Source organism: Candidatus Eremiobacterota bacterium, from assembly GCA_031082125.1.
In the GTDB taxonomy this organism is placed as follows: domain Bacteria; phylum Vulcanimicrobiota; class CADAWZ01; order CADAWZ01; family Ess09-12; genus Ess09-12.
On record JAVHLM010000010.1, the window covers coordinates 179,485 to 205,426 of the forward strand.

Consider the following 25,942-nt stretch of genomic DNA (forward strand, 5'->3'; position numbering starts at 1 on the left):
AAGAATAGAGAAGCCGGCATGGATAAGAGAGGGGGCCGCCATGAAGATCTCTGAGAGCCTCAGAAACATACTTGCCCTGGGAGGCTGCGTGCTTGCCGCCTATCTCCTCTGGGATACTCCCCTTCTTTACCCTCTGAAGCTCTTTGTGGTAATCCTCCATGAGATGAGCCATGGGCTTGCTGCCCTGATCTGCGGCGGCCGCATAGTGGAGATCAAGATTGATCCCCGGATAGGCGGGCTCTGCGAATATCTTGCGCCGCCCTCATTTTTCTGCAGGGTCTTCATTGCCAGTGCAGGCTATCTGGGAAGCATGGCTTTAGGAAGCCTCATTCTCATCCTTGCGGCAAGAACGCGCTTCGACAGGCATGTCTCTCTCGTGATAGGCATCGTTGTCATTGTGCTTACCGCCTTGTATGTGAGAGAGCCCTTCGGAATAGTGTTCTGCCTCCTTTTCGGCATTTTCATGCTGGTGGCAGCCCGCTTTCTTCCCGGTTCCTTCAACGACTGGCTTTTGAAGTTTCTCGGGATGACCTCGTGCCTCTATGCCGTTGTCGATATCAAGGAGGACCTCATAGACAGGAGCGGTATCGGCAGTGATGCCGATGCCATTGCGAACATGCTGGGCTTTCCAGGGCTCTCTGTGGCAATAGGGATTGCATGGATTCTGCTGGCCCTGGCGATTCTTGTCCTGTCGTTCAGGATTGCAGGCTCCGGAGGCGCACAGGAGGCGGCAGGTGAAGATGAAGAGGAAAAGCCTGCTGTCAGGGTGAGAAAGATAAAAAAACAGCAGGACTAATCGGGCGCTGCAAGAATGGCCTCGTATTTTTTCTTCAGCTCCAGGTAGATCTCCTCGGAGACCTCCCCAAAGACGAAGCGCTCCTCAAGGGCGTTCAGGAGTCTCTGGGCCCGTTCTTTTTCCGGATTCTTTTTTGCTGGTGATGCTCCTCTGCTCCGGGGGGCATCCAGGGAGGCCTGCCGCCCCTGGGGGAGCGGTGCAGGCTCCACGGGCAGGGGAGCTTTTGATTTTTTAGGCGGCGGTGCCTCTTCCTCATGGATGTGAGGGCTCTGCGGTGGGCTTTTTACAAGCTTCTTGTCGAGCTCCTCCTTGTGCCTCATATACTCCTCGTCGCTGATCTGGCCTGTGATGAACTGCAGCTTCAGTGAGTCGAGGGACTGGGCCGTGGAGGCTTGATCCCCCGCTGTCTTTTCCGCATTGAGAGTCTTACGCTCTATGATCTCATCCGCGAGAAGGTTTCTCTTTCTCTCGTCAGCCTTTTCACGGCTTTTTCGCACCTCTTCCTCTTTTTGGGCTATCTCGGGCTGGCCTTTCATGTTCCTTTCCACCTGCTCGGCGAGGAGTTCCCAGCGCCTCGCATCTATCTGGAAGCGGTCAACGGCTGAATTGAGGACTTTCAGCTCATTCTCCAGTGAATAGAGGACGTCAATTTCGTCTCTCTCGTTGAAGTGGATCTCGTAGGGAATTTTCAGGGTGTCAAGGGCCCTGAGGTCTGCATGGCAGAGGAGCAGGTCATCGAAGGATTTGACCATGAGCGCAGGGACAGGCGCCGTTCTGAAGGCCACGTAATTTTTCCCCAGGTGGAGGACCCGGTAATTGGAGGGCACGGTGACAGAGGAGCGCGTCCCGTCCTGGGTGATGATGGTGAGCTCGCGGCTTCCCCCGCTCAGGAGCTCCATGGCCATTGTCCCCAGCTCGTTGACATGCATCTCTCCCAGCCTGGGATTCTGGAGCACAAGCTCCTGATATGCCTCATAAGTGGGCACATGGATAAGGGAGACTTTCACTTTCAGCGTCGCTCCCGATTTTTGAGGCTCCGCGATGACCATGAAGCTGAAGTCCTCCGAGATATTCCAGCTGAATTTTGTATCCAGGAGCCTGGGGTGCTGATGCTTATAGTAAATGGAGTGGTTTTTCCCTGTTATGCTGTAGAAGAGTATCTCATGCTGCTCAAGATCCTTTTCCGCCTGCGTCGAGGAGAGCACTTCAAGTATTTTGCCGGTGAGCTTGCTCTGCTTTGTGATTTTATCGGCGCAGAGCTGTGTCCCGCTCCTGTTCATCGTGACGTTGCCAAGGAACGCATTCTGGAGGGCAAGAGCCTTCTTTGAGAAGAGCTCGACAGGCTCGGGGGGTTCCTTGGGCGACTGGGAGAGAAGCACTATTCCCGCTGAGGTCACCAGGGTCACAAGCCCGCTGTTTGAGACAGAGAGCAGTGAGAATTTCCTGTCATCAATGGTCCTTTTCCAGATCACTCTCTCTCCCTGAGAAAGAGTGATCTGGGAGTCCACTGAATGAGCGAAGTATCTCGCGTTGGGGCTCCCCTTGAAGGTCTGTACAGCCATTCCTTGGTCCTCACTTCGTTCCAGGTCTTTCCCCTGAACCCTCGGCCCCTGGAGCCCACCGCGACTCCAGAAGGCTGAAAAGTGCCAGATCAAGAGTAATATTTTCTCTTTCCGTCCTCTCTTCCTTTTTTTCCGGAATATGAGAAGGAAAAGGTGAGAGTGCATGGAAATTCAGAACAAATTCATCGGTGGTGGAAATAATATGTGGTACGTGATTTCAGCAGTGATTGTGTGCACAGTCCTTTTCGTGGTTCTCGCAGAAAGGGCCGTCGCCGCAAAGCGCGGTGATTGCAGACTGACGCTCCCTGCCGAAAGGATATCGTCGCGGGAGCTCCGTGAAGACGGGGAAAGAGCGGAGCTCTCATTCCTGGTACCCTTCGCAAATACCGGCAAATCCCAGGCGCTCCTTATCGACTGCTTCGGGAGGCTCCAGCCCGAAGGCGACAAATTCAAGGACGTCGATCTCCATGTCAAGGTCATCAATCATGAGAATCCCCGGAATGATGATTACTGGGAGGCCTGCCTGGTGAAACCTGGCAGGGAGTGCCTCATGAAAGTGGTGCTTTCTGTAAAAAAGATGCCATCCTTCAAGATCGGTGAGCTTTTTGAGCGATTTTCCATTGATATCCATTACAAGTACTATGGAAGGAACCTCATGGCCCATAAAAGGGATTCCCTGCCACTCGGCCTCTCACATTTTGAACAGAAACCCCCTAGAGCGGCACCCTCTCCTGAAGAATCTCCTCAGTCTCCGAAAAGAGAGGCACAGGAAAACGTGATTCCCATAAAAACCCATCTTCTCAGGCCCCATGAGGATCTTGCCGGGATAATCAGTAAGTATGCCGGGGACAAGGCAAGGCAGGGTGATATTCTCACCATTGCCGAGAGCGCTGTGGCAATTCTCCAGGGGAGAATCACCTATGTGGAGGACATAAGGCCCCGTTTTCTTGCCACAAGGCTCAACAAGCTCTTTGAAATGGACAGCAGTCTCTCGTCGCCTTACAGTCTTGAGATGGCTTTCAGGGAGGTGGGAGTGCTGCGGATACTCTTTGCCGCCGCAGCAGGCATCGCAGGGAAGATCGTGGGACGTTCAGGAGATTTCTACCGTGTGGCCGGGAAAAGTGTCGCCACCATTGATGACTGCACCGGCACCCTTCCGCCTTTTGACAAGTATGTGGTCATGGGCCCGGCAGACCTTCAGAAGGTTGTTGACGGAATCAAGGAAAAGACAGGACTTGAAGGAGCGATTGTCGATGTCAATGACCTGAGGCGTGTTGACATTCTTGCCTCCACGTGCCCCCAGCACCGCGAGTATCTTGCAAAAGCCCTGGAATTCAATCCTGCGGGGAACGCCAACGAGCAGACACCCATAGTGATAGTGAAGGCCCCCTCCCAATAAAAAATCCACAGATGCCTGTGGATGAGGGGTACAAGAGGTTTTCTACTTCTTGATCTCGGCGTTGAAGCTTGAAAGGGCCGTATTATAATCGGAGTATATCTTGACCACCTTGCTCAGCCCCGTGATGTCGAAGATCTTGTTGATATCGGAGTTGGGGCTCACGATCTTGATGTTCCCGCCCATTGAGGTCACTTTGAGGTGGGCCGACGTGATGGCTCCCAGGCCGGAGCTGTCGATGTAGTTCACCTTGTCAAGGTTCACGATCATGTTTATCTTGCCCGATTCTATCAGCTTGAGAAGCTGCTTCTTCAGCTCGGGATAGACAATGAAGTCAATGTCGCCCTCAAGGCTCACAAGATGTATATTTTCCGCAATGTCTTTGCTTTCAACGATAGGATTCACTTAACAAACCTCCCATGATGATGGTGCACCTGAGGAATATCCTCAAAGGGAAAAGTACATAATTCAATTTACCTCATTTTACGGGAAAAGTCAAGTCTTTTTTGAAAGATTCTTCACCGAGAGCTCCGAGGCGATTACCCTCTTTGAATAAGGAGGGGGAGGAAGAAGGGGCGGCCTCTTGTTCCTGTCCTTTATTCTTTGAAGCTCCAGCTCCTCAACGAGCACCGAAGGGGCGATGGATGAGATGGGAATCCATCCTGATTCTGCTCCGCAGTAAGCGTTGTGCACCTCGCAGGTATCTCCAGTGGCAAGGATTTTATTGATGCTCGAGAGGGGGGTGCCGATGAACTCAACGCCCCGCACCAGGGTTTCCCTTCCGGAATCCAGGTCCACCTTGTACACTATCTTTGGCGACCCGGAGAATGCCTGAAAGCTGTAACGTGATGTGTTAGTCTCGCCGCTCTCGACGTTCTTCACTATGAGGCCGTATGGCTTCTTCTGGCGCCCGGCCTCTTCAATGAGCATGCTCTTGAGCTTCTCCTCAGGCTTCCCGTCGTGGGTGACGACAAAGAAGTTCGCCATCCGCGCTGAGGGATATTCATAGTACTCGTTTCTTCCATGGCCGTTTGAGCGGGTGAAGCCTTCAACCGGCGTCCGCGAGAGCAGAAAATTCCTGAGGATTCCCCTGTCCACGAGGATCACCTGCTGGGCCGGCACCCCTTCATCGTCAAACTTGTAGTGGCCCACGAGGGACTGGCCGTCAAAGCACTTCTCCCTGGGATCATCCTTTATGGAGATATACTCGGGCAGGATCGGCTCGCCAATTTTCCCTGTAAAGGTCTGACCCTCATCGTTTGAGATCTGCCTTTCACCTTCAAGCCTGTGGCCGATTGCCTCGTGGAAGAACACGGCCGATGCCTCGGGCTGAAGGATCGCGGGGCCGGTGTAAGGCTCCAGGACCTCCGCCTCGCGGATCTTCATCAGATCGGCGGCAAACTCCTCGCGGTCACTTTCTATGCCGGCCTTCCCGGGGAATTCACCAAGGGAGCGCCAGTAGTAGTTCTTGGAGATATCAAGGGGCATACCGTCGTCGGCAAGGGTTGCCGCATAGAGGGTAAGTCTGTAATATTCATCTTCGGTGATGATCTGCGTGCCTTCCGTGTTGACAAAGAACCGGAGCTCCTTCATGGCCTTGAACTGCACCCAGGAGTTGATGAATTTCTTGTATTTCCTGAAGCCGCCGGAGAGGCTCTTGATGAGGTCATTCCAGAAAGGCTCGTCGAGAGTGAACGGGATAGGCTTATCTATGTGGAGCATCTTTTTTTCCCTGGAGAAATCAGGGGTCTTCTTTTTCTTGAGCACTTCCTTCAGCATTCTTCCTTTCTTGGCGAGAAGCTGCGAGAGTGCCTCCTTGTACTTCATGTCGGTGAGGCGCCAGAGGCATATGCGGAGGGCGTAAATGTCGTCTTCAATAGGCGCCGAAAGGTAGTTGAAAGATTCGGCATCCTTGAGGCTGCAGGCTATTCCCCCGTCGATGGTGTTATCAAAAAGATGGGAGCCCACTCTCACCTCAGTGTAGATGTTCCTTACCTTTTCTCTGACGCCGCCGTAATGCATGGCGCCGTAACTGCCCCATGCGCTGTATACGTCGTAGTCCTTGATGAGGTAGCTTATGAAATATGGCTTCTCAAAGCTGTGGATCCTGAGCTGGCTGAAAGCCCTGTTCTGCTCCTTTTCCATGGCGTCTATTATGAGGAGCCTTGTGTCTTTTTTTGGTCTCATAGGGGCTCTGTTACCTGCCTTTCATTGTTCATTACTGCGTGGCCTGCTGCGAGAGCTGCTGCCGCCTTTCCCAGATTTTCTGGCTTATCTGCTGCACCTCGGAAACATCGTCGTTCCCCGCGAGGGCCATATCAAGCCCCGAGGTGAGGTGCTCCGCGTTGCCGTCCTCGGGAAACTGGCCAAGCTCAGAGATGGCGGCTTCCAGTTTCTGTATCCCGCCTGAGAGTATCTCATAAGACCTGATGAGGAGCTCTTTCTCCTCTTCATCAGGGTGATCGTCAGGCACCTTCATCCGCTCAAGCTGGGCTTTCCCCTGCTGTATCTTGTCCCAGAGCCAGTTGAGGGTATTGGCAAGCTCCTCGGTGCTCCCGCTCCCCTGGGTAAGGGAGGTCACCACCTCCATGAGCTTGATGATGTTTGTGGCGATAAGGCGCTCATTTGACGTGACCTGCTCTCCTATGCGGAGATCAACTTCTGACGAGGGCTCCTCCTGAGGAGTATAAGTATGGAACATTGCCTGGCATTCCTCGCAGTTCTTTGCGTAGAGATCATTTTTCGCCCCGCAGTAAAGGCAGGATTTTGTTGAAGCCTCCTCGACCGCTCTCTGCACCACGTCTTGAATCTCAAGAAGCTTGTCACTCGATTCCTTCACAAGGGCAATCCCCTGCTCCAGCTGGTCCCTGACTCCGCTCTCGAGATATCTCTCCATCTGCTGAAAGCCCTCGCCGCACTGCTCGTAGGCACTTTCAAGCTCTTCTATCCTTGAGGCGATCTCCGGCGATTCAAATTTCTCTCCCTTGTACACGAGAAACTCCCGGTAATGCCTCTCCCAAAGGTCTTTCATGAAAGCAAGCTGCTCCCTGAGCGCCTCCTGGGGGAAGTCGCCCCTGGCCACACCGTGGGCAATTCTCAGGAGCTCATGAAAAAAAGGTGATGATGAGTGGGAGGGGAGGGAGAGCTCCTGATCCCTCAGGGAGTCAAAGGCGGAAAAGAGCTCTTCAGTGGCGAGGCGGATCAGTGAGAGGCCGTTCACGAGTCCTTCAATATCAGGTTTCTTTGAGAAGGCGCTCTCACAGAGCTCAAACCCCTCGTGAAGCCTTTGAAAGCTCTCCTCGATGATGCTGTTGCACTGGACAATGCCCTCAGTCTGCTCCTGGACGGGCCTGAGGTTGCTGTAAACCTCGGAAAGCTTCGCGACAACGTTCTTGTAGATTTCAAGAGCATCCTTCAGGTCATTTACCCGTACGTCGGGGCAGACTTCCTCATAATAGAGAAGCTCTGCCGCCTTGAGCACCTCGTTGAGGTAAGGGGAGCGGGTGAGGGAAAATAGGCTTTCTTCCTCCTGGGGAAGGGGCTCCTGTTCGTGAGATTCCACCTATGCCCTCCCTGCCGCTGAAGCAAGACCACTGCCGCTGGTATGCACTAGTTCCGCACCTTTTCACAGTATTGCCGGCAGGCCCTGCGCCACCGTGCATATTCCGCAGCCGACTGCCGGAAATATAATAGTTCTATTATTGCCCCGTAAGTCCTGTTCCAGGGCAAGAGGATAAATCAAGGATGCTCCGAATTGAGAAACCCTGATGAAAATAAAGAAAAGCAAACAACTGCAGGTGCTTGCCGCGCTGGCGGTTGTCTCTTTTGCCGTCCTGACCCTGCTTTTCATCACCAATGCCCTGCTGGAGAGCGTGCCTGATTACTTCGATCTTAATCCTCTCTGGACAAGGAGCGGTGAGGAATTTACCTATTTCAGATATTACTGGAACCTCAGAGGGAAAAAGGATCTGCTGGAATTCTGGAAAGCCCGCCATGATGGGAGCCGCCCTCTACGCCTGGCGCGCTTTGACAAGGGGTTCATACTATACAGCATCAGATTTTTCAGGGTTGCAGAGAATGGAAGGGAAGTGGTCCTCCGCCTTTCCCGCGAGGACCGGGAGTACCCCTTCCGTATAAGGGATTACCTTTTTCTCATCAATGTGGCGACAGGTGAGAAGAGGGTATGGGAGCTTGATAAGAAGTCACAATGGGATATTTTTCTTGCCTATGATTATGATACGGCCCTGGTGCGAAGAGTGGCCGGGGGTGGAAGAAACAGGCTTGTCTTTACCGACTTTGGAGGTACATCGATCTTTTCCGAGTTTTCCTATGGGGCTGACGAGGTATGCGCGGCGGCAGTGCTTTTTGACGGGGGGAGGAGTGCCTTTGTCGCTCTTGATAACTCCGCTCTGGCGCCGGGGAACCCCGGCAAATACCGGACAGCCATAATTCACCGCGACAGGTCCTTGAAGCCTTCCTGGGCGCCTGTCGAATGCCGTATCATATCCCCTTACTATCTCAAGAAGACAGGGCTCTTCGTCGCCCATGGGTCCGATTCACCCCGTGTCCCCGGCAGCAAGGCCTTCTACGTCTTTGACAGGTCGATGAAATTACTGCGCACTATCCCCGATCCCTCTGATGACAGGCACTTTGTCTTTGAGTATTCCTGTGCTCCCGACGAGGGAACGATCCTTCATTCCCAGGGCAGGGATGTCTACAGGATGGATATAAGGAGCGGCGCATCGAAAAAAGTCGGCTTCGGCTTCCAGATTATTCCTCCCGTCCAGGAGGGCCCCGGCCATGCACTGCTCGTGACAGGCAAAACGGGCATTTTTACCTCGCGAGAGGCCGGAGACAGCCTGAAGCGTGTGACAGACCTTTCCCCGAGAAGGGCTCTGGAGCAGCACCAATGGTTCCGCCGCTATGAAGATGCAAGGGAGACTTTTTCCCGATCCGTTCTGCATCTTGCCTACCCCGACGAGTTTCAGGAAATAAATAAAGGAGAGGCCCACGGGGAGCCTCCCGGGGAAGAGGAAAGTGACTGACGTGGCGCTCTACGAGGAGTTTCTGGAAGATTTCCCCATTGAGCTGAGAGAGCGATCGGTCCTGAGGTATATGGGGTACCCTTCAGCGGAAAGCACCATGAAATCCCCTTTTGCGTCGCGGATTCGTGGCATGCTGGGGGAGATGATTGCCGGGGCCCCCCGGCTTTTTACCCCTAAAGGGATATTCTGCACGGCTCCGCTCACCGTCGAGGGAGACTCTCTCTTTCTGTGCGGTGCCTCATTTACCAGCGCCTTCCTGGCCCGCAGGTTCCGGGGAGCTTCCCTTGCAGGGCTTTTTGCCGTGACCATCGGCAGCGGCCTGGAGCGAGAGCTCAAAGGGCTTTTTGAAAAGGGGAGGATGTCAGAGGCGCTTATCCTTGACAGCATCGGCAGCGAAGCCGCGGAGCAGGCAGCACGCTTTGTGCACCGCCGCATTGAGAAGCATCTGGGGATGAGGCTTGTGCGCTATTCACCCGGATATAATGACCGGAAAACAGGCTTTGACTGGGATATCAGGGAGCAGGCCATGCTCTTCAGGCTTCTCGCGCCTGAAAGGGTGGGAATCACCCTTTCCAGAACTTCAATGATGGAGCCCAGGAAGTCTGTCACGGCCATTATTGGCCCGGGCTTTTGACAGGCTCCTCCGGGGTGTCAGCAGAAACAACCGTTTTTCTCTCTGCCAGGTAAGCATTGATGGTTTTGTAGCTTTTTTTTATCGAAGCCATGAAGGGAATGATGAGGAATACGGCAAAAAGTGCCAGGGCAATGGGGACAAAGGCATTTCCCAGGAGCAGGGCCCCGAGTATGGTAAAGATTATCTCCTCCCTTATCACGTAAAAAGGCTTCAGGTACTTGTTGATAAACATTGCCTCCCTTTTGCAGGAGGGGCATATGCGCTCTTTGCCGGTTTTCGCTTCGCCGCAGTAAGGGCAGAAATTCCTGAAGGCCGCGAGGGACACTTTGATAGGCTCGATTTTCTGGGTAAGCTCCTCGAAGAGATTGAATGCCCCTTCCAATGGGTGCATCAGGGGATCGTTCACGATGACCAGGGAGCCTTTTGAGTGCTTCAGCCTGAATTCCCTCGGATAGACCCCTATGGCAGGGTGCGTGTCAAGAATGATGGAGCTTCCCTCTAAGTCCCGCCATGAGAATATTTTTTCTCCCTGGAAATCCTTATAAGTGAGGCCTTTTCTCATGGTCTCGATCACTATTGAGGCATATTTCTGGAGAGTGATGTTCCTTTTTACCGGGAAGTACACCAGCAGCAGAAAAAGAAGGAGCGCAAGGGCCATGAAATTCTGCTGCAGGGTCTCAGGGCCGGGTTTGTGATGGACAAGATAAAAATACATGAAGGCCAGGTATGTGAAGATGCCGAACCAGAGGGAAAACTCCATCTTTTTCCAGCTCTTCTTGTCTTTTCTCCTTGTGCTGAATATGTATGCTGCCATGAAGACCCGGTCCTTTATTTTCTGCCTTTTTTCTTCATCTCCGAGCGGAATATGAACACCGTGAGGATAACGAGTATCAGAAGGCCCGTGATGTCCATCTGGTTGGCTGTTCCTTTGACAAGGTAGAGCAGCAGGCCCCAGACGGCCACAAGGGCAATCGGCACCAGCATCATTTCGGTGCTCCCTATATCGGTGGTCACCTGGAAAATATTTTCCACGGTATTTTTCGCTTTTGCTTCGCCAAGCAGGGCACCTTCAGTGAGGGGGCGGAGCGGTATGAGGCGCCAGGCGAGAAATGAAGCCGCCGCGAGGGCCATGAGGAAGAGGATGAAGCCCGAAATACCGGGGATGCTTCCCTTGTAATATCTCATCACGTTGCCGAAGAGAAAGCTCAGCACTATCATGACCACGAAAGTGACAACAGCTATTGCCTGGATCTTTACCGATCCGTCGGTGTGATCGAGGAACTGGCCGTCGTGCATGATGATGAGTTTCTTGTTCAGGATAACGAAGCCCGACATCACTGCGGCGGAGAGGATTCCCACAAAGGCCACGGCGAGGCCGGCTCCTCCGAAGAAGGCGAAGGCACCCGGTGTCGACTCCCTGAAAAAGAGGGCGAAGAAAATGGCATGTGCCACCAGGACTATGGCAAGGTAAAGGTAGAGGGGGAAGCGGTTCAGGCGGAAATAGACCCAGAAAAAGAGTATTGAGGCGAGAAAGGACATAACACTCTTCAACAGGACAATATCCTGGGGATTAAGCCAGGGATTTGTCGCACCTCCCATGATACCACGCTCCTTTACAATAATATTCTATCTGCCACGCAATATTGCGTATCCGTGCTCAGGTATTCTGATTTTCGCAGGTGTTGCCTGGAGGCCCGTGACCGATGATGCAGTCACTCCTGTCTTGGTGTAGGTGGTGAAGGAAGTGATCAGGAGGTTTTTCTGGGTGAGGGAATTGGTGGGGAATTCCAGGTCAACCCTGAAAAAGCTTTTGATGAACACAAGGGAGTGGCCTGCCGGGTCGGAGAAAATCCGCCATTCCACTGAAGGCTGGAGTATCACCGCGTCCAGGATGGTGGGATTTGTATGCAGGAGGCCCGAGTAGCGGATTCCCAGGCTGTGGAGGCCGGGGAGAAGCACGCGGGGCTCAAGGACCTCCTTCATGGTGATATAGGGGGTATCAGGCGATCCCCCGAGGGGGACGGTGAAGATCCTGTCGCCGTCAATCCTCATCATTATCGACGAGCCCATATCCAGGCCCGGCTGCTTGAGATAGACCAGGTAGAAATCATAGGTGTTCTCCTCCTGAGTCTCAAATTTGATCCAGAAAGAATTCTCCCGCTTGATGACCACGTTCTTTCCCGTGGCGCCGCCCGGGTACAGGCGGTCTTCCACATCGTAGTCTTTTCTCACGGCTTTACCGTCTTCGGCCTCAAGCACCTTGAAGGTGTGGGGGGGATATTTTTCCGTGGTGTGCAACTGCTGCATGGCTGCAGTGTTCCACAGCTCAATGAGTGTCATGAGGGCTTCGGCAGAGGCCCTGGCGCTCCCGTCAGGTGATTTCCCTTTTTCATTCAGGGAGCGCCATGCCATCCCCGTGGATTTGTCATACATGATCTCCTTTTTCGTGTTGTTGCCGAAGAGCCATGATGCGGCAAGCCCGGCCATAAGAGAGTAATGCTCCTTTTTCGTGGCTCTTGCGAGGCTTGCCAGGTTCTCTGCCATCACCTGGACTCCCGCGCTCTCCTGGGGAAATATCACTGGGCCCGGGGCCATTCCAGGCAGAGGGCCGTATGATGCGATAAAATGGGTATAAAGACCGTTGGCCTCGCGCTCCGCCGATTCTATCCACGCCTGCTGGCCGAACTGGGCACCGGCCCGGGAGAGGGCTGCCATCTGCCGGTTGTGCGAGAGGGTCCAGAGGTTGAAGTCAGCAACGCTCTCATAATGGCCGCAGAAGGGAAACTCCTCGTAGTTGGTTCCCGAAAAGGAGCTCACGGCATCGCAGAGCCTGGAGATGAGATCCTTTACAGCGGCATCCTGATGGAGCTGATAATGCTCCATCAGCCCCAGAATGAAGACAGAAGTGGTATCGCTCTCGCCGTTAATAAGCCAGGCAGGCATCTCCTTGCCATGAAGAGTGATGGTCTCTCTATATCCTTTGCCCGGCTTCGCAAAAGCGGCCTCGAGCTGCGAGATGACTTTTTCCACAGGCCCGTCGAGCTTTGCGGCATATGACGGGTCGTCCTTTGCCAGGATTCTCCGGGACCTTGAGAGGGCCCAGAAGGCGTTTGCGCTTGAAAGATCGGCCCTGGCCTCCTGGGTGCCGTCAGGTGTGCCGTCGGCCTTCAGCCCTTTTCTGAAGAAGCCCTCGTTGCTCTGCATGGCAAGCAGATAGGTAAGGGCATCCTTTATCTTCTCCATGGAGGACGTGTCATGAAGCTTTTCATAGGAAGCGCAGTAAAGCAGACAGATACGGGCTATATCCTCGGTCACGAAGGAATACTCAAAAGACCCGTCGCTCTTTTTCGCCCCTGCCGTTGCCCAGAGCGATCCTTCGCTCCCGCCGGGTATTTTTACCCTCATCCTCTGGGTCTCCAGGTAGGTAAAATTAACTTCTGGACGGTTCACGGATTCCCGTGCAGGGGACTGTGCCCCGCAGAGCGCCCATATGAGTACGATGAAGAGTGCAGTTTTTTTCGACAAGATACCTCCAGGGATCTCAGTGAGCTTCGCTCACCATAATTCCATTATTTAAGATGCCTTCATTACCATGTTCATCGAAGTTCCGCTGCGGGAACCTCAGGGAAGGGGAGTGCCGGGAAGCTTTTCTATGTGCTCTTCCCTCTCGCTCTTGAATTGCTGCGGCACTTCCCGAATGAAAACCTCCTCCTCCACAGGAGAGAGAAGGGGTGACATGATGCGCTCCTCTTCAAGTGTCGCCTTTTTTTCCGGTTTTTTAGGTGCGCTTGTGAGCTCTACGTTGCTTTCAACGCCGCCCCGTGCGACAAAAGTCTCTGTTTTCAGGTCGAAATAGGCTTCGGGACTGATCATCCAGTCCTTGGGGCCGCGCTCGAACCTTACATTGCCTGTCATGGTGATGAGGGAGGCGCTGTGTGAGTAGTGAACCACGTCGGCATAGGCGGTCTTTTCCTTTCTCCAGACTTTCACGTTCCTTCTTGCCTCTCCATCCCTTGATTCCCAGAAAAACTCGATTTCCTCGCATGTCATGATGACGGTGCCCTCGTCGCTCTTCTGCTCCTTCGCCGGCGGAGGCGCCTGCTCCCCTTTCCGGGGAGCGGTGCCTTCCTCCATGAGCGCCCTTACGTGGCCTGAAATGAGCACCTTCTTTTCGTTGTAAAAGGCGTCCATCCTGTCGCCGTATATCACGTTGCCTGGCTGCCAGAGCTTCACGCCTCCGGTGAAGTGGCCCACCTTTGTGACGCCGTTGAATTCTGCCCTGGCAGAGGTCATCACGGCCTCTCCGTAAGTGACTTTCACATTGTTGATGAGGCGCACAAACTTCTTCTTGTCGTCATAAGTGAGTTTTTCAGCAGTCATGCGTATCTCGCCGGGCGGTTTTGCAGGCTCCTGCGAAAAGACCGGCACAAGGAGGCTGAGCACGAATAGAAGGGTGAGATAGAGCGTTTTGTGAAGCATAAAATGGTTCCTCATAATCCAGAGCAAGGCATTTCTTCTTGTTATGAGACCTCTTTTCCTCCTTTGCTCTTTCCGGCCTGCGAAGGCTGCCTTTCCCTGGAGCGCCGGAGCGCAAGGGCGAAGGCCGGGAGTGCGGCAATAAGGAGAAATACGTTTCCGTGGCGCGTGTAAAATGTTCCCGCAGGGGTGATCACGAGGTCATCGGTGAGGACAACCCTTGTATAGATCTCCGATTTTTTCCTTATCTTTCCATGGGGGTCTATGAAGGCGCTGACCCCGGTGTTTGCAGCCTGCACCACGTTCGAATGATTCTCCACGGCGCGGAAGACGCTCCATCCCAGGTGATGGACCGCCGCTGAGCTCCTCTCAAACCAGGCGTCGTTGGTAAGGACCGCGAGAAATGTTGCTCCGTTCCTGACATTCACTCTTGCAATACCGGGAAAATCGGACTCAAAGCAGATGAGCACCGAGAAGGAGCCCCAGGGAGTGGGGAAGAGCGTCCACCGGTCCCCGGAAGAGAAATCCTGGACCCTGTCAAAGACAGAGTATTTTCTGAGGTGTTTCCTGAAGGGAAGATATTCACCGAAAGGCACAATGTGCCGCTTGCTGTACTCTGCAGTAATTTTCCCCTGCGGCGAGAAAAGGAAGACCGTGTTGAGCTTCCTTCCGTCTGGAGCGGCCTGCGGTGCCCCGGCTGCAAAGTAGATTTTCTCCCACGCCGTGAAGTGCTCGAGATATTCCTTTGCCACGGTGTTGTTGGGAATGAAGGTGGGAACCGATGTCTCAGGCCAGAATACAAGCGACGTTCCCTCCTGTGCCGCCTTCGCGGAGAGAGCGGTAAGGGTCTCGAGGGTCCAGCGGAGCATCCTGTTGTCCCATTTCATAAGCATGTCAACACTGGGCTGCACTATGCTCACTTTCACGCGGGGGAAGATGCCTTTCCGCGCGCTGTCTCCGGCGATTACAAGATGGCCGTATGCCAAGGTTACTGTCATAAGCGCTGCAAAGGAGAGCGCCAGGGAGAGCAGGCCTTTCTTACGCTCGGCTGTTTTCCTGTCGCCCTGCGGGGACTTTTGAGCCCTCATCACAGTGATGAGAAGCCATGCAAGCACCATATTGCCGAGCATGACGAGGAATGAAATGCCATACATCCCTGTGATGCCCGCCACCTGTATCAAGGTAACCTGCTCATACTGCGAGTATGCGATGGCTCCCCAGTTGATGCCGAGGGGGCCCAGGGAGCGGCCGTACTCATAGAAGACAAAGAGGAGCACAGGGAGAAAAAGGCGGGCAGGTCGGGCGGGCTCGTCTTCAAGCGCCCAGGCGGCAAAGCCTCCCCAGAGCCCGAAGTAAAACCCCTGCCACAGGGAGAGGGCGAACCACACGTGCCCTCCGAAGACCCAGCCCCAGAGGTATATCGTCGAGAAGAAAAGGAAGCCTGTAAGCCATGAGAGAAAAAAGCCGGTCCTGAAAGTGACGCCATAGAGGGCCACGAGAAGGGGAGCCAGGGCGCACCAGGCAAAGAGGAAATGCCCCTTGTCCGGGAAGCTCATTCCCAGGAGGAAACCGGAAAGGGTTGCAAGAAGTATCCTCACAAGCAAATCAGTCTTTCGGCTCATGGTCTTTGAAGGAATACCATAACAAGGCCCATGAATCCTTTCTAGCGAGGAACCACAATGAAGAACTATCTTTCCCTGGCGTCAGCCTTCATGCTCCTTCTCCTTCTCGTTTCCTGTGCCCAGGGCCCGAGCGGCCAGAGCTTCAGCCAGGGAGGGAGCACGGCCGATAAGAACTATATCACCTTCACTCTCACTTTCAATGAGACAGGCTCCATCGCTTCGAACGGCTACTACCTGATAATGCTGAACAGCGAGGCCCAGCCGATAGAGGTGACCAACACGGGGACTTACACCGATGCCTTGAGGCTCTATAACGATCCCCTCGCGGGGCCTACCTATTACTGGCTTCACAGGATCCCGAGCGTTCCCGGCCCCGGTTACGAATTTGTATACACTGCGAGGATTGATCAGTACGCCCAGATTTCATCTGACAGCCGGACCCTGAGCTTTACCTTCTCCACGAAGGACAGCTCGGTGATTTTCAACCAGTATATCTTCAACAGGTTCACCGCACAGGCCCTTACCACCGATAACTTCAGCAGCGCAATGATAGGCAGAACTCTTGATACCATGGGGCCTGGACCTGACATTACGCACAGCGACCTATACACCGTCATGGTAAATAAGACTACCGGCCCGGAAAACCCTCTTCCTCCCAATTATCCTGATGACGAGCTTTACGACTGGGCTACCAAGGGTGATCTTCCCGCCGATTTCCCCTACGTGAATTTTGACATCAAGAGCTTCCAGATTTACACGTACTGATATTCGTTGGCATTCTTGCTTCAGTGTTGTGGAGGCTAGTAATACTTCATCGGCATGATGATCCTGTCGGGCGTGGGGCCTATGGGGATGGTATCATAGGGGAATGCCTTGAGGGCGAACTGGACCCAGAATTCTTTCTGCTCGCTCCGGTACACCATCCTGGTGAGGAAATCATGGCTTTCCTTGCTGATGCTGAAGTCCTGGTATGTGTATTTGTTGTTTATCAGGTCATAGAGAGACCAGTACTGGAGCGAGAGCCCCTCGCCCAGATCGAGGTTTATCTGGCCGTTCATATTGGACCAGTATTTTTTGTCGATGTTGTAGCTTGAGCCCAGATCGATAAGGGTATTGGCGGCAGGCTTCAGCGAGAGGCGGCCGATCATGTTGTGAAAGGTCTTGTACTGGAAATCGTACCCGCTGAATACGCTCAATTTCCATTGGTCATCGTTGTGGAACTCCATACCGCCGGTGACCATATTATAAGGGGAAGTGAAATCGCTCAGGAAAGGGGAATACCCCTGGGGGTCCTGGTAAAAATAATTGAATCTCAGGCCCAGCGCGCCGAGATCCTCATAGAATCCCCCGCCGGCAGTGACGACATACTTGGCGCTGTTATCCTGAAAAAGCATCTGCCTGAAGCCGCCTCCCATGTTGAGAAGGCCTTTTTCCCCCACGGGCCAGGAGAGGTTGCTGGTCGAGATGGAAAAGCTGTTCCTGTTCATCCTTACTCTTGTGGGCTCCTCCTTGTAGTTCCCCGTGCTCGCCGTCACATTGAGAGGGACATCCAGGAGCTGCAGCTTGTTGGAGAGCACCGTGAGCTCGGGGAGCTTGTCCAGGTAGAAGACCGAGGCGCCGCCGGCGCTCTTGAAGCTCAGGAGCGTATCGAGATAGTCGCCGTCATAGAAGAGATCGCTGAAGTAATTCCACATGGTGCGCTGGTCGAAGGTGTTTCCCTGGTAGCCGCTGAAAAGGCCGCCCGCCCGTAACCTGAGCTTTTTCGAGAGCCAGCAGGCATAATCGGCGCTCCTGTTCACGTAGGTATAGTTGTTATAGCTGGTGCTCGCCTGGGTCATGTTGAAATTGTAACGGTTTGTTGACTTGCCGAGGAACATGTTGTTGCTTGTCCAGGAATAGCTTCCCAGCTGGGGGTAGGTGTACTGTGAAGATGCGTAGCCTGCACCGAAATAGAAGTTGTCGGGGAGCATGTAGGTGAAATAGTCGGAGAGCTCATGCTTGCCGATGGTTTTATTGTATGAAGTGTTCTGGGTATCGGGCTTCACGAGCCCTGTCGAAGAGGGGTCAAGCTGGTACCAGTGAAAGATGTTTCTCCCGCTGGAGCCGAGGGCGGAGTTGAGATCGATGCCGCCGCCGAAGCCGGTCTTCTGGTACCAGTCGATGTTCACTTTCCCGCTGTCGGACTTCCTTGTCTTGAGGGGAAGGGATTCCTTGACATAGAATCCGTCCATGTCGCTGTAGCCAATCTGGGGCACTATGTTCTGCTTTTCCTTCTTTTCCAGGGACATGACAAGGAGTGGCCTGTTCATCAGAAGATTTTTTTTGAGGTGGACGCCTACATGCCTTGCGATAAGCCTGTCCCCGGGGTAGATGGTGGCCTCGTTGCAGGTGATGTGATAATGGTATTCAGGCTTTTCCACGTCGCATGTGGTAAAGATGCCCTTCTCGATCCTGAGGTACTCCTTCTCGCGGATAATTTTTCTCCCCCAGAAGAAGAGGCGGCCTGACATCTTTTTCTCGCCGACGCTCAGGCGGCTTGTTGAGCCCCGGGCGTTCCAGAGCGTCGCCCTTTCGAGCTCCATCTGGTAGATGAGGTTATTGCCATAGAGGGTCTCGCCCTCCTGGGTCATCCGCACGTTCCCTTCGGCCTTGATGGTCTTTGTCTCCTCGTCATATTCCACTTCGTCGGCCTGGAAGGTGGCTCCCTTGTAGAGGACTATCACATTGCCCGTGGCCTTCATCTTTTTCTGGAAATACTTGATTTTTTCCGCCTTGATGCGGGCCTCATCGGGGAGGTCGGTGGTGATGGCAGCCGAAGCAGGGGAGAAAAGTGACAGCAGAAGAATAACAGCAAGGGCAGCTCTCAGGTGCAGAGCAAGGGTGGAAGAGGATCTCCTCTTTCCTGTGCCCTCTGTCATGAGCATATATTGCATCATTGTGTGCTGTATCCCAGGTAATCCCGGTGTCCTGGGCAGGCCCAGGTGCCGGGGACTTCATGCCGGTCAGAAATTTCCCATGTGTTAGACAGAAGAATGGTGCTTTCCTGCAGGAATATGCTCTTCCCTGTTGAATCACATGGGCGCGCATTTCAAGAGTCTCATCTCGCCCGCGCCGGCCCTGCAGGTGGCCCGCCCCGGCAGAGAAGCCGCGCAACCGGATGGTGAAAAGAATGTCCACTCTCGGAGTGATGGGCGGCACCTTCAACCCCGTGCATTACGGCCACCTCCTGGCAGCCCAGGAGGCGATGACGGAGTTTCATCTCGACGAGATACTTTTCATCCCCAACCAGATTCCGCCCCACAAGGTGGGCGAAAAGGATATTGCCGACGCCGAGCACCGCTTTCTGATGGTAAGCCTCGCCATTGCGTCAAATCCCGCCTTCAAGGTCTCCCGGGTAGAGCTGGACAGGCTGAATGTCTCCTATACCATGGACACGGTGAGAAAGCTCAAGAAGCTTTACCTGGCCACGGAGGTATCATTCATCACCGGCGCCGATGCCCTGATCAAGTATGAATGGTATGCCTTTGAAGAGCTTCTCTCTCTTCTCACCTATTTCATCGTCGTGACAAGGCCGGGCTTTCTCGAGTCCCACCTTGATCAGAAGATAAAGGAAAAGAACCTGAAGACCCCCGGCAAGATAAAGGTCCTTTCCATACCCGGCGTGGGAATCTCCTCGTCTGACATCAGGCGCCGCCTGGCAGCGGGAAAGCCCATAAGATACCTGATCCCGCAGCCGGTGGAAGAGTACATATACAAGTATAAGCTTTATATTGAGTGACAAGAGCCTTCGAAGAAAAGAAAGGAAAAGAAAGCGTGGAAAGCAGGGAACTAGCGATTCTGGCGGCAGTGATTGCCGACGCCAAAAAGGCACATGACGTGGTGATTCTTGATTTCAGAGAGGAGTCCATCCTCTACGATTTCTTTGTGATAGCCTCGGCTCTCACCAGAAGGGAGACAAGGGCTATCGCCAGGGCTGTTGATGAGAGAGTCAAAGCCCTTCATCCCTCAAAGCGCATTGTTCAGGGAATGCAGTCAGGCTTCTGGATACTTCTCGATTACGGCGGCGTCGTGGTCCATGTCTTTGCCGAGCAGGACAGGGACGCCCCCCTCAAGCAGGGCTTCCTGGGCAGAAGATCAAAGCTTGTCGCGAATTACCGGGAATACTATGATATTGAAGGTCTCTGGAAAGATGTGCCCCGCTTTGACTTTCTCTCGGAGCCCGAAACGGCGAAACTTCAGGAAGAGTACCTGACCGGCGAGGTCCTGAAGGAAGAGCCTCAGGCTGGTGAATAATTATAGAAATTTTGAGAGCCCCCTTGTAATTCGACCTATTTATTACTATAATTGTAGTAGTAAAAATTTTCAGGGAGGCTGCCATGAAACAGAGCATCAAAACCCTTTTCCTGGTCTCATTTCTTTCCGCGCTTACGGGGTGTCTTCTTGCCTGGGCCCTTTATCTCGGGCCCGGCTGCCTGGAGGGCCGCAGGCTTGCCTATGGGCAGGAGCGCCCGCCGGTCCGGATCACCGATGACAGGAATGCCGTGATAAGAGCGGTGAAGCTGATCAGCCCTGCCGTGGTGAATATTGACACCTCATCGGCGCGGAAAGTCACGAAAAGCCGCGAGTTCCCCGCCGAGAAGTTCTTCAGGGAGTTTTTTGGAGATTCAATTCCCTTCAATCAGTACGAGGAGCAGATAATACCTAGAAAAGGCAAGGGCTCAGGCGTCATCATCTCCAGCGACGGTTACATTCTCACCAATGATCATGTGGTGCGCGGAGCCGACGAGATACTTGTGACACTAAGCAACAAGCAGCAGCATAAAGCGGTGCTCAAGGGAGCAGACAGGGTCTCTGACATCGCCATCCTCAAGATTGAGGCAAAGAGCCTTCCTGTGGCAAAGCTTGGAGACTCCGACAGGGCCGAGGTAGGTGAATGGGTCATTGCCGTGGGAAATCCTTACGGATATGACCACACCGTGACGGCAGGCGTGATAAGCGGAAGGGGCAGAAACCTTTCAGACGGATCCAAGGAGTACCAGGATCTGCTGCAGACCGACGCAGCCATCAATCCAGGCAACTCGGGAGGCCCCCTGGTGAACCTCGACGGCGAGGTGATAGGCATCAATACGGCCATCATGCCCTTTGCCCAGGGAATAGGCTTTGCGATTCCCATCAATGTCGCCAGGAAAATCAAGGACGAGCTTGCCACCAGGGGAAAAATATCAAGGCCTTACATGGGAGTCTATATGCAGGAGCTCACCCCCGATCTTGTCGATTACCTGAAGCTCCCCTTCAAAGAGGGCATCGTGGTGAGCGGGACAGTCGAGGGGAGCCCTGCAGAGAGCGCCGGTCTCAGGAAGGGCGATGTCATACAGGAGATAGACAGGAACAGGGTGAAAACGGCTGACGAGATAAGGAAGGTTGTGCAGTCCCACAAGGCGGGCGAGGAGATAAGGCTTCTCGTGTGGCGCAGCGGAAAGCAGGAGGTCGTCACAGTGAAAATCGGCGAGATGCCCTAGGAGGGCGCCTGCGGTGATTTGGACGCTCTCTCAGAGAGTTTTTTCAGGGAGTGGTTCACCACCACCCTTATCACGGAGGCAATGGGGATGGCGAGGAACATTCCCAGGATCCCCATGGTTTCAAGGCCTATAATCAGGGAAATGATGACCACCAGGGGCGGGAGCCCCACGCTCTGCCCCATGACATTAGGCACGATGACGTGGCCTTCTGACCAGTGGATGAAGTAGAGCACTGCCAGGACAAAGAGGGCGTACAGCGGGTGCTTCAGCAGTGCAAAGACCACCGCAGGAATCATGCCTATGACCACGCCTACGTAGGGGATTATGTCGATGACCCCTGAAAAGACGCCGATAAGCACTGCGTACGGGATATCCAGAAGCATCAGTGCGATTGTCACCGATATCCCTATCACGATGCAGACAATTATCTGCCCCCTGATATAGCGCCCCATCATAAGGTCGATCTCGTGCAGGAGCTCGCCGAAATCCTCTTTTCTCTCCTCGGGGATAAGGGCCATGAAGCCGTTCTTGTATTTTTCCACGTCCATGAGGATGTAAAAGGTGACAAAGGGGATGATGAACATAAGAGCCACGTAGCTCAGGATCGATTTCATCACGGGGATGGAATGCTGGATTACCCCTACGCCGAAGTTTCTCAGCTCATCGACTATCTTGGAGGTGATTTCAGGGAGGTAAGCATCAAGGGAGCGGGGTATCCTTGGCATTACCCAGTTGCTGGCCTTGGTGTACCATTCCATGGCGCCTCTGATATATATGTCCTTGTTGTTGTATAGGTTGGTGGACTCCTGAGTGATGATGGGCAGCAGATAAAAGATGACCAGCAGCACAAAGAAGAGCAGAAAGATATAGACGAGCATAATCGAGGTGATCCGGGAGAACCCTTCCCTGCTGACGATGATGGTCCTGTTTCCAAAGGGGACCTTCAGGGTGAAGCGGGCGATCTTAACGGAGCCCCTGATGTCAAATATGATGGGGTTGTTGAAGAATTTCACCGCCGGTCCCAGCACGTAGGCCAGCAGGATCGAGATGGAGAGGAGGATGATCACATGCCTGAGATAGGAGAGGACCCAGAGGCAGAGAAAGAGAAGGAGAAGAATCCCCAGGAAATACCAGATGAAAAACGCTTTCCTCTTTATTGCCTCGGCATCCACAGCGGCCTCTTCCAATCGCGGCGATGATAGTCAGCATGGAAAGAAGTTTTGGAAATATGCTGAAAATCCTGCAATTTTTTACTGGCGCTGCATCATCATGATTGCCGATGCCTCCAGGCAGTTCCCGCTTCGCTTGTAGCCCTGAATCACCACGATGCTTCCCTTGGGAAGGGCCTGCAGGCTGAGGGGCTGCTTTGTCTGCCCGTCAAAAATCCTCGTTTTCTGTGTGAGCACGGCGGTACCGAGGTCCTGGGACCCGCCCAGGAGCATATAAAAAATGACGCCGTTATTGAGGTTGATGTCCATCACTTTCCCGTTGACCTGCGTAGGTGTAGGCATCATGGCGTTCAATGCATCATTGTTCCCCGAGGTCATGGGGTCGTCGTCCTCGTCATCATCTTCTTCGCCCGGCTGCCCTCCCATCATCTGCGCCGTGTTATTGCCTGAGAGGCCAGTGAAATCGGAATTCCTGTTCTGGGGCTGGTCATGTATCATGTTCCCCGGCGTGGCCTGGTAGTTTTTCTGGCCTGTAATCATCCCCCCCGGGTTCGCCTGGGGGGGCGCTCCTCCCCCTCCCGATATTACCGACTGCCCTGAGAAAGGATTGTTGATGGCCGTAGGTGACGCCGTCATGGGGGTCTGTCCTGTCATCATGTTCAGAGTGCTGCCGCCTGACTGCCCCTGAGGAATGACGCCCCCTCCCTGGCCTGTGAGCACCGAGCCCGTGTAGGGTGAATTCATGGGAGCCGGCGAGGCGGTGAAAGGGGCGTTCACCATGGCGGGCGGCGTGAGGTTTCCTCCGCCGTAAACAAGGTTGCCGATTACGTAAGGATTCTGTCCGCCCGTCGCCGCGGGGCCTCCTGATGATGCGAAGCCTCCCACTCTCGTGTTGATGGGTATGGTATAGGCAGCAGGCGCAGATTTTCTTGCGCTGTTGCTGTCCATCAGCGAGTCGGCTATGAGGGGATCGTCATTGAGGGGGCTCACGATTGATGCCACCACATACTGGCCGGTGGCAAAGCCTCCCTTCCCGCCGCCACTTGAGCTCTGCTGGAGCTTTATCTTCTTCTTGGAGCCGTCGGCAAGCTGCAGCACGTAGATACCGGAACCCGGATCAGCCGAGACCAGGGTGCCTGACAGGCGCGCGGCGCCCTCACAGGGTGAAGGGAATGAGGCCAGAAAGATCAGGGAAAGGCAGATGGCCGCGAGAAACCAGGAACCGCGGAATCCCTCCATGGGGAGCCTCCTTTATGGCATGAGTGATCAGGCAGAAGCCCGGGTGCTTCACTCACAATACCAGCCGGCGAGTATTATTATTCCTGCTTTTATTATATAATAAAGGCTCTGGCATAGCAACGGTTTAACAATAATTTAACAAGCCCGGACCCTTCTCACTTCCCGGGGGCCTTTGCTCTGTCCAGGAAGGAATTGTTCTCACCTCTGAAGTATTTAAGAATTGAATGAATCTGCGGAGGGAGTGATGCCGATGGCTACCGTGGACGATCACAGCGGACTGAAGGAAGTGGGCCACAAGGACAAGATAGATGCCCTGGCGAGAACAAATCTCTTTTCCGGGCTCTCCCATGATGAGCTTGACAAGCTCAGCTCCATAATGAAGATGCATCATTTTCCCAAGGGATACAAGATCTTTACCGAGGGCTCCCGTGGTGAGCAGATGTACATAGTAATCTCGGGGAAGGTGAACATCTCGAGGGACTGGGGCATCCTGAACAGGGAGATGAACATCATCCTCTCCCACAATGATTTCTTTGGAGAGATGTCCATTCTTGATGATCACTCGCGCTCGGCGAATGCCACCATGCTCGACGAGGGCATTCTTCTCTCCATCGACAAGAAAGAGTTCAGGGACCTGGTGAGCCGTCTTCCCGACTTTTCCATCCATATCATGTCGGTGCTGGCGGGCCGTCTCAGGAAGATGAACAATGACCTCGCGCAGCTTGCCCTGGAAACTGTCTAGGATAAGCTCCGGAAAAGATAAGAAAGCCCGGGACGGCAGTCCCGGGCTTTTATTTCTTCGCGCGATCATCCAGGTCTTGACTCTAGCCTGTCTTGGTACCGCAGCTGGTGCAGAACTTGGCTCCCGGAGCAAGCTCCGCCTGGCAACCGGGGCACTTCTGGGCTGCCATTGAAGCGCCGCACTGCATGCAGAATTTTGCCCCTGCCGGCACATCGGCCTGGCACCCCGGGCATTTCACCGAGCCCAGCGGGCCGCCGCACCCCGGGCAGAATTTGGCGGCAGCAGGAGCCTGGGCGTTGCACTTGGGGCAGGAAACGACAGCCTGCGCGGCCTGAGCCTGGGGAGCCTGGGCCTGTCCTCCGCCCGGCTGCATCGCCTGGGCCATCATCTGGGGCATCATCATTCCCATTCCAAGGCCAGTGCCCATCTGCATGGCCCCCCCTCCTCCCCCCGGCTGCTTTGCCATATCGCCGATAGCATCGGCTGTTTTGAGCTGCATGTAATTGTCAACGCCGAGGATTCCCATTTTGCTCCTTGCGCGGAGAGCTTCCTGGACCTCCTCGGGCACCGAGACGTCCTGGAGGAAGAAGTCGCGGAGCTCTATGCCGTACTTTTCAAAATCCTCCTTGACGAGGGCTTTCATCGCGGCGCTCATGTTCTCGAAGTGCTGCCTGATCTCGGCATAGCTCTTGAAAGTCTTGCCGATCATGTCGTTGAGGTGAGTCCTGATGCTTCCTTTCAGGAAGGTGTTGAGCTTGTCCTGGGTGTAAATCCCCTGGGTTCCCACGAGGTTGTTGATGAAAAGCCTCGGGTCGTCAACGCGGATGGAGAAGGAGCCGAAGGCCCTCAGCTGCACCCAGCCGAAGTCGGGGTCCTTCATATCTATGGGCTGCGGCGTGCCCCACTTGAGATCGGTGAATACCTTCTGGTTGACAAAGTACACTTCTGCGCTGAAAGGTGTCTTATGGTCAGAGGTCACCATCTTAAGAAATCCCGAGAGGATAGGGACGTTATTGGTGGTGAGCGTGTGCCTTCCCGGCGCGAACACATCAAGGGCCTTGCCGTCGCGGAAAAAGACGGCGCTCTGGTTCTCGCGCACAATAAGCTGGGCGCCCACCTTGATGTCGGCGCTGCCGCTTTCGGGGATCCTGTGCACAATTTCAGTTCCTGTAGGATCAGAATATTCCACTACGTCAAGAAGTACCATCTATGCCACCCCCGCTATCAGTTTTTCCCTGTCGTCAAAGAGCCTGTCCATCTCCTTGATGGCTCTCTCCACGAGCTTTACCTTGTCCTTGATCCCTTCGTTGCTCTCCACGGCACCCTCGAGGGCCGAGACGGCCTCTTCAGCCGTTGCCGCGTTGTTCACCAGGGCCGAGTCAAACTCATATATCTTGTCGAGCTCCGCCTCGTTTATCTTGACGGCATCGAAGAACCCTGCGTAACCGTAATCAGCGTAGCGGATCCTGTCGATGGTCTTGTCAAATATCTTGCCTGCCCGGTCAATTTCGCCAAGATATTCCATGTGTCCTGACCGCGCGAGCACTGCCGTGAGGTCGGTGAGCGAGCCCTTTACCTTTGTGAGCCTGTCGGCAATGAACATGCGCTGCAGCTTGTCGGCGTCCCTTCTGCGCTCCCTGTTATGATAGCCTTCATAACCGGGGATGCTTTTCATGAGCTGTTCCAGGCCGGTAGTGCTGGTGAGCACTTTATCCCTCAGTTCATCCATGGTCCCTCCTTGT

At 54.1% G+C, this 25,942-nt stretch carries 23 protein-coding genes; 9 read left to right on the forward strand and 14 right to left on the reverse strand.

Features of this window, described 5'->3' with window-relative positions:
• Window positions 1-40: 40 nt before the first annotated feature.
• Window positions 41-796 (forward strand): M50 family metallopeptidase, encoded by a 756-nt coding sequence (locus RDV48_13560; protein ID MDQ7823820.1) that lies wholly within the window; start codon window positions 41-43, stop codon window positions 794-796.
• Here the strand turns inward: RDV48_13560 and RDV48_13565 are convergent.
• Entirely contained in the window at window positions 793-2,358 is a 1,566-nt protein-coding gene (locus tag RDV48_13565) for a hypothetical protein (protein MDQ7823821.1), read from the reverse strand. The genes RDV48_13560 and RDV48_13565 overlap by 4 nt on opposite strands.
• A gap of 163 nt (window positions 2,359-2,521) precedes the next feature.
• On the opposite strand from RDV48_13565, the gene RDV48_13570 reads away from it, so the two are divergent.
• Window positions 2,522-3,757: a coenzyme F420-0:L-glutamate ligase gene (locus RDV48_13570; protein ID MDQ7823822.1), complete on the forward strand. Its 1,236-nt coding sequence runs from the start codon at window positions 2,522-2,524 to the stop codon at window positions 3,755-3,757.
• Window positions 3,758-3,799: 42 nt separating this feature from the next.
• On the opposite strand, the gene RDV48_13575 is transcribed toward RDV48_13570, so the two are convergent.
• The 3 genes from RDV48_13575 to RDV48_13585 all read right to left on the reverse strand — a co-directional run bounded on the left by RDV48_13575 (window position 3,800) and on the right by RDV48_13585 (window position 7,316).
• Window positions 3,800-4,159, reverse strand: coding sequence for an STAS domain-containing protein (locus tag RDV48_13575; protein MDQ7823823.1), 360 nt, complete (start codon window positions 4,157-4,159; stop codon window positions 3,800-3,802).
• A gap of 90 nt (window positions 4,160-4,249) precedes the next feature.
• Window positions 4,250-5,941, reverse strand: a complete 1,692-nt coding sequence (locus tag RDV48_13580; protein ID MDQ7823824.1) for a TldD/PmbA family protein — start codon at window positions 5,939-5,941, stop codon at window positions 4,250-4,252.
• 31 nt (window positions 5,942-5,972) lie between these two features.
• Window positions 5,973-7,316 (reverse strand): hypothetical protein, encoded by a 1,344-nt coding sequence (locus tag RDV48_13585; GenBank protein MDQ7823825.1) that lies wholly within the window; start codon window positions 7,314-7,316, stop codon window positions 5,973-5,975.
• A 205-nt stretch (window positions 7,317-7,521) separates the two neighbouring features.
• Between RDV48_13585 and RDV48_13590 the strand changes: the two genes are divergently transcribed.
• Both RDV48_13590 and RDV48_13595 read left to right on the forward strand, forming a co-directional pair.
• Window positions 7,522-8,799 (forward strand): hypothetical protein, encoded by a 1,278-nt coding sequence (locus tag RDV48_13590; protein MDQ7823826.1) that lies wholly within the window; start codon window positions 7,522-7,524, stop codon window positions 8,797-8,799.
• Window positions 8,792-9,433 (forward strand): vitamin B12 dependent-methionine synthase activation domain-containing protein, encoded by a 642-nt coding sequence (locus RDV48_13595; GenBank protein ID MDQ7823827.1) that lies wholly within the window; start codon window positions 8,792-8,794, stop codon window positions 9,431-9,433. The genes RDV48_13590 and RDV48_13595 overlap by 8 nt, the downstream gene beginning before the upstream one ends.
• Here RDV48_13595 and RDV48_13600 read toward each other — a convergent pair.
• From RDV48_13600 to lnt, 5 genes are all read right to left on the reverse strand, one after another.
• A complete protein-coding gene (locus tag RDV48_13600; GenBank protein MDQ7823828.1) occupies window positions 9,414-10,247 on the reverse strand; it encodes a hypothetical protein in 834 nt (277 codons plus the stop codon). The genes RDV48_13595 and RDV48_13600 overlap by 20 nt on opposite strands.
• A 14-nt stretch (window positions 10,248-10,261) precedes the next feature.
• Window positions 10,262-11,032 (reverse strand): hypothetical protein, encoded by a 771-nt coding sequence (locus RDV48_13605; protein MDQ7823829.1) that lies wholly within the window; start codon window positions 11,030-11,032, stop codon window positions 10,262-10,264.
• A gap of 27 nt (window positions 11,033-11,059) precedes the next feature.
• Window positions 11,060-12,958 (reverse strand): hypothetical protein, encoded by a 1,899-nt coding sequence (locus RDV48_13610; GenBank protein ID MDQ7823830.1) that lies wholly within the window; start codon window positions 12,956-12,958, stop codon window positions 11,060-11,062.
• A gap of 96 nt (window positions 12,959-13,054) precedes the next feature.
• Window positions 13,055-13,912 carry an LptA/OstA family protein gene (locus tag RDV48_13615; protein ID MDQ7823831.1) on the reverse strand — a complete coding sequence of 286 codons (858 nt, stop codon included), beginning with the start codon at window positions 13,910-13,912 and terminating at the stop codon, window positions 13,055-13,057.
• Window positions 13,913-13,953: 41 nt separating this feature from the next.
• Window positions 13,954-15,531 carry an apolipoprotein N-acyltransferase gene (gene lnt, locus RDV48_13620; protein ID MDQ7823832.1) on the reverse strand — a complete coding sequence of 526 codons (1,578 nt, stop codon included), beginning with the start codon at window positions 15,529-15,531 and terminating at the stop codon, window positions 13,954-13,956.
• 57 nt (window positions 15,532-15,588) lie between these two features.
• Between lnt and RDV48_13625 the strand changes: the two genes are divergently transcribed.
• Window positions 15,589-16,296 carry a hypothetical protein gene (locus tag RDV48_13625; protein MDQ7823833.1) on the forward strand — a complete coding sequence of 236 codons (708 nt, stop codon included), beginning with the start codon at window positions 15,589-15,591 and terminating at the stop codon, window positions 16,294-16,296.
• Window positions 16,297-16,331: 35 nt separating this feature from the next.
• On the opposite strand, the gene RDV48_13630 is transcribed toward RDV48_13625, so the two are convergent.
• Entirely contained in the window at window positions 16,332-18,455 is a 2,124-nt protein-coding gene (locus RDV48_13630) for a hypothetical protein (protein MDQ7823834.1), read from the reverse strand.
• A gap of 245 nt (window positions 18,456-18,700) precedes the next feature.
• Between RDV48_13630 and nadD the strand changes: the two genes are divergently transcribed.
• From nadD to RDV48_13645, 3 genes are all read left to right on the forward strand, one after another.
• Window positions 18,701-19,309, forward strand: coding sequence for a nicotinate-nucleotide adenylyltransferase (nadD, locus tag RDV48_13635; GenBank protein MDQ7823835.1), 609 nt, complete (start codon window positions 18,701-18,703; stop codon window positions 19,307-19,309).
• Window positions 19,310-19,344: 35 nt separating this feature from the next.
• A complete protein-coding gene (gene rsfS, locus RDV48_13640) occupies window positions 19,345-19,824 on the forward strand; it encodes a ribosome silencing factor (protein ID MDQ7823836.1) in 480 nt (159 codons plus the stop codon).
• Between the two features lie 83 nt (window positions 19,825-19,907).
• Window positions 19,908-21,050, forward strand: coding sequence for a trypsin-like peptidase domain-containing protein (locus tag RDV48_13645; protein MDQ7823837.1), 1,143 nt, complete (start codon window positions 19,908-19,910; stop codon window positions 21,048-21,050).
• Here the strand turns inward: RDV48_13645 and RDV48_13650 are convergent.
• Window positions 21,047-22,222 (reverse strand): AI-2E family transporter, encoded by a 1,176-nt coding sequence (locus RDV48_13650; protein ID MDQ7823838.1) that lies wholly within the window; start codon window positions 22,220-22,222, stop codon window positions 21,047-21,049. The two genes, RDV48_13645 and RDV48_13650, sit on opposite strands and share 4 nt — an antisense overlap.
• 78 nt (window positions 22,223-22,300) lie before the next feature.
• Window positions 22,301-23,458, reverse strand: coding sequence for a hypothetical protein (locus RDV48_13655; GenBank protein ID MDQ7823839.1), 1,158 nt, complete (start codon window positions 23,456-23,458; stop codon window positions 22,301-22,303).
• Between the two features lie 250 nt (window positions 23,459-23,708).
• Here RDV48_13655 and RDV48_13660 point away from each other — a divergent pair, with 250 nt between their 5' ends.
• Window positions 23,709-24,200, forward strand: a complete 492-nt coding sequence (locus tag RDV48_13660) for a cyclic nucleotide-binding domain-containing protein (protein MDQ7823840.1) — start codon at window positions 23,709-23,711, stop codon at window positions 24,198-24,200.
• An 82-nt stretch (window positions 24,201-24,282) separates the two neighbouring features.
• On the opposite strand, the gene RDV48_13665 is transcribed toward RDV48_13660, so the two are convergent.
• Complete coding sequence (locus RDV48_13665) at window positions 24,283-25,407, reverse strand: SPFH domain-containing protein (GenBank protein MDQ7823841.1); 1,125 nt, start codon at window positions 25,405-25,407, stop codon at window positions 24,283-24,285.
• The gene (locus tag RDV48_13670) at window positions 25,408-25,929 is read right to left on the reverse strand and encodes a hypothetical protein (protein MDQ7823842.1); all 522 of its coding nucleotides are present in this window, start codon (window positions 25,927-25,929) and stop codon (window positions 25,408-25,410) included.
• Between the last annotated feature and the right edge of the window lie 13 nt (window positions 25,930-25,942).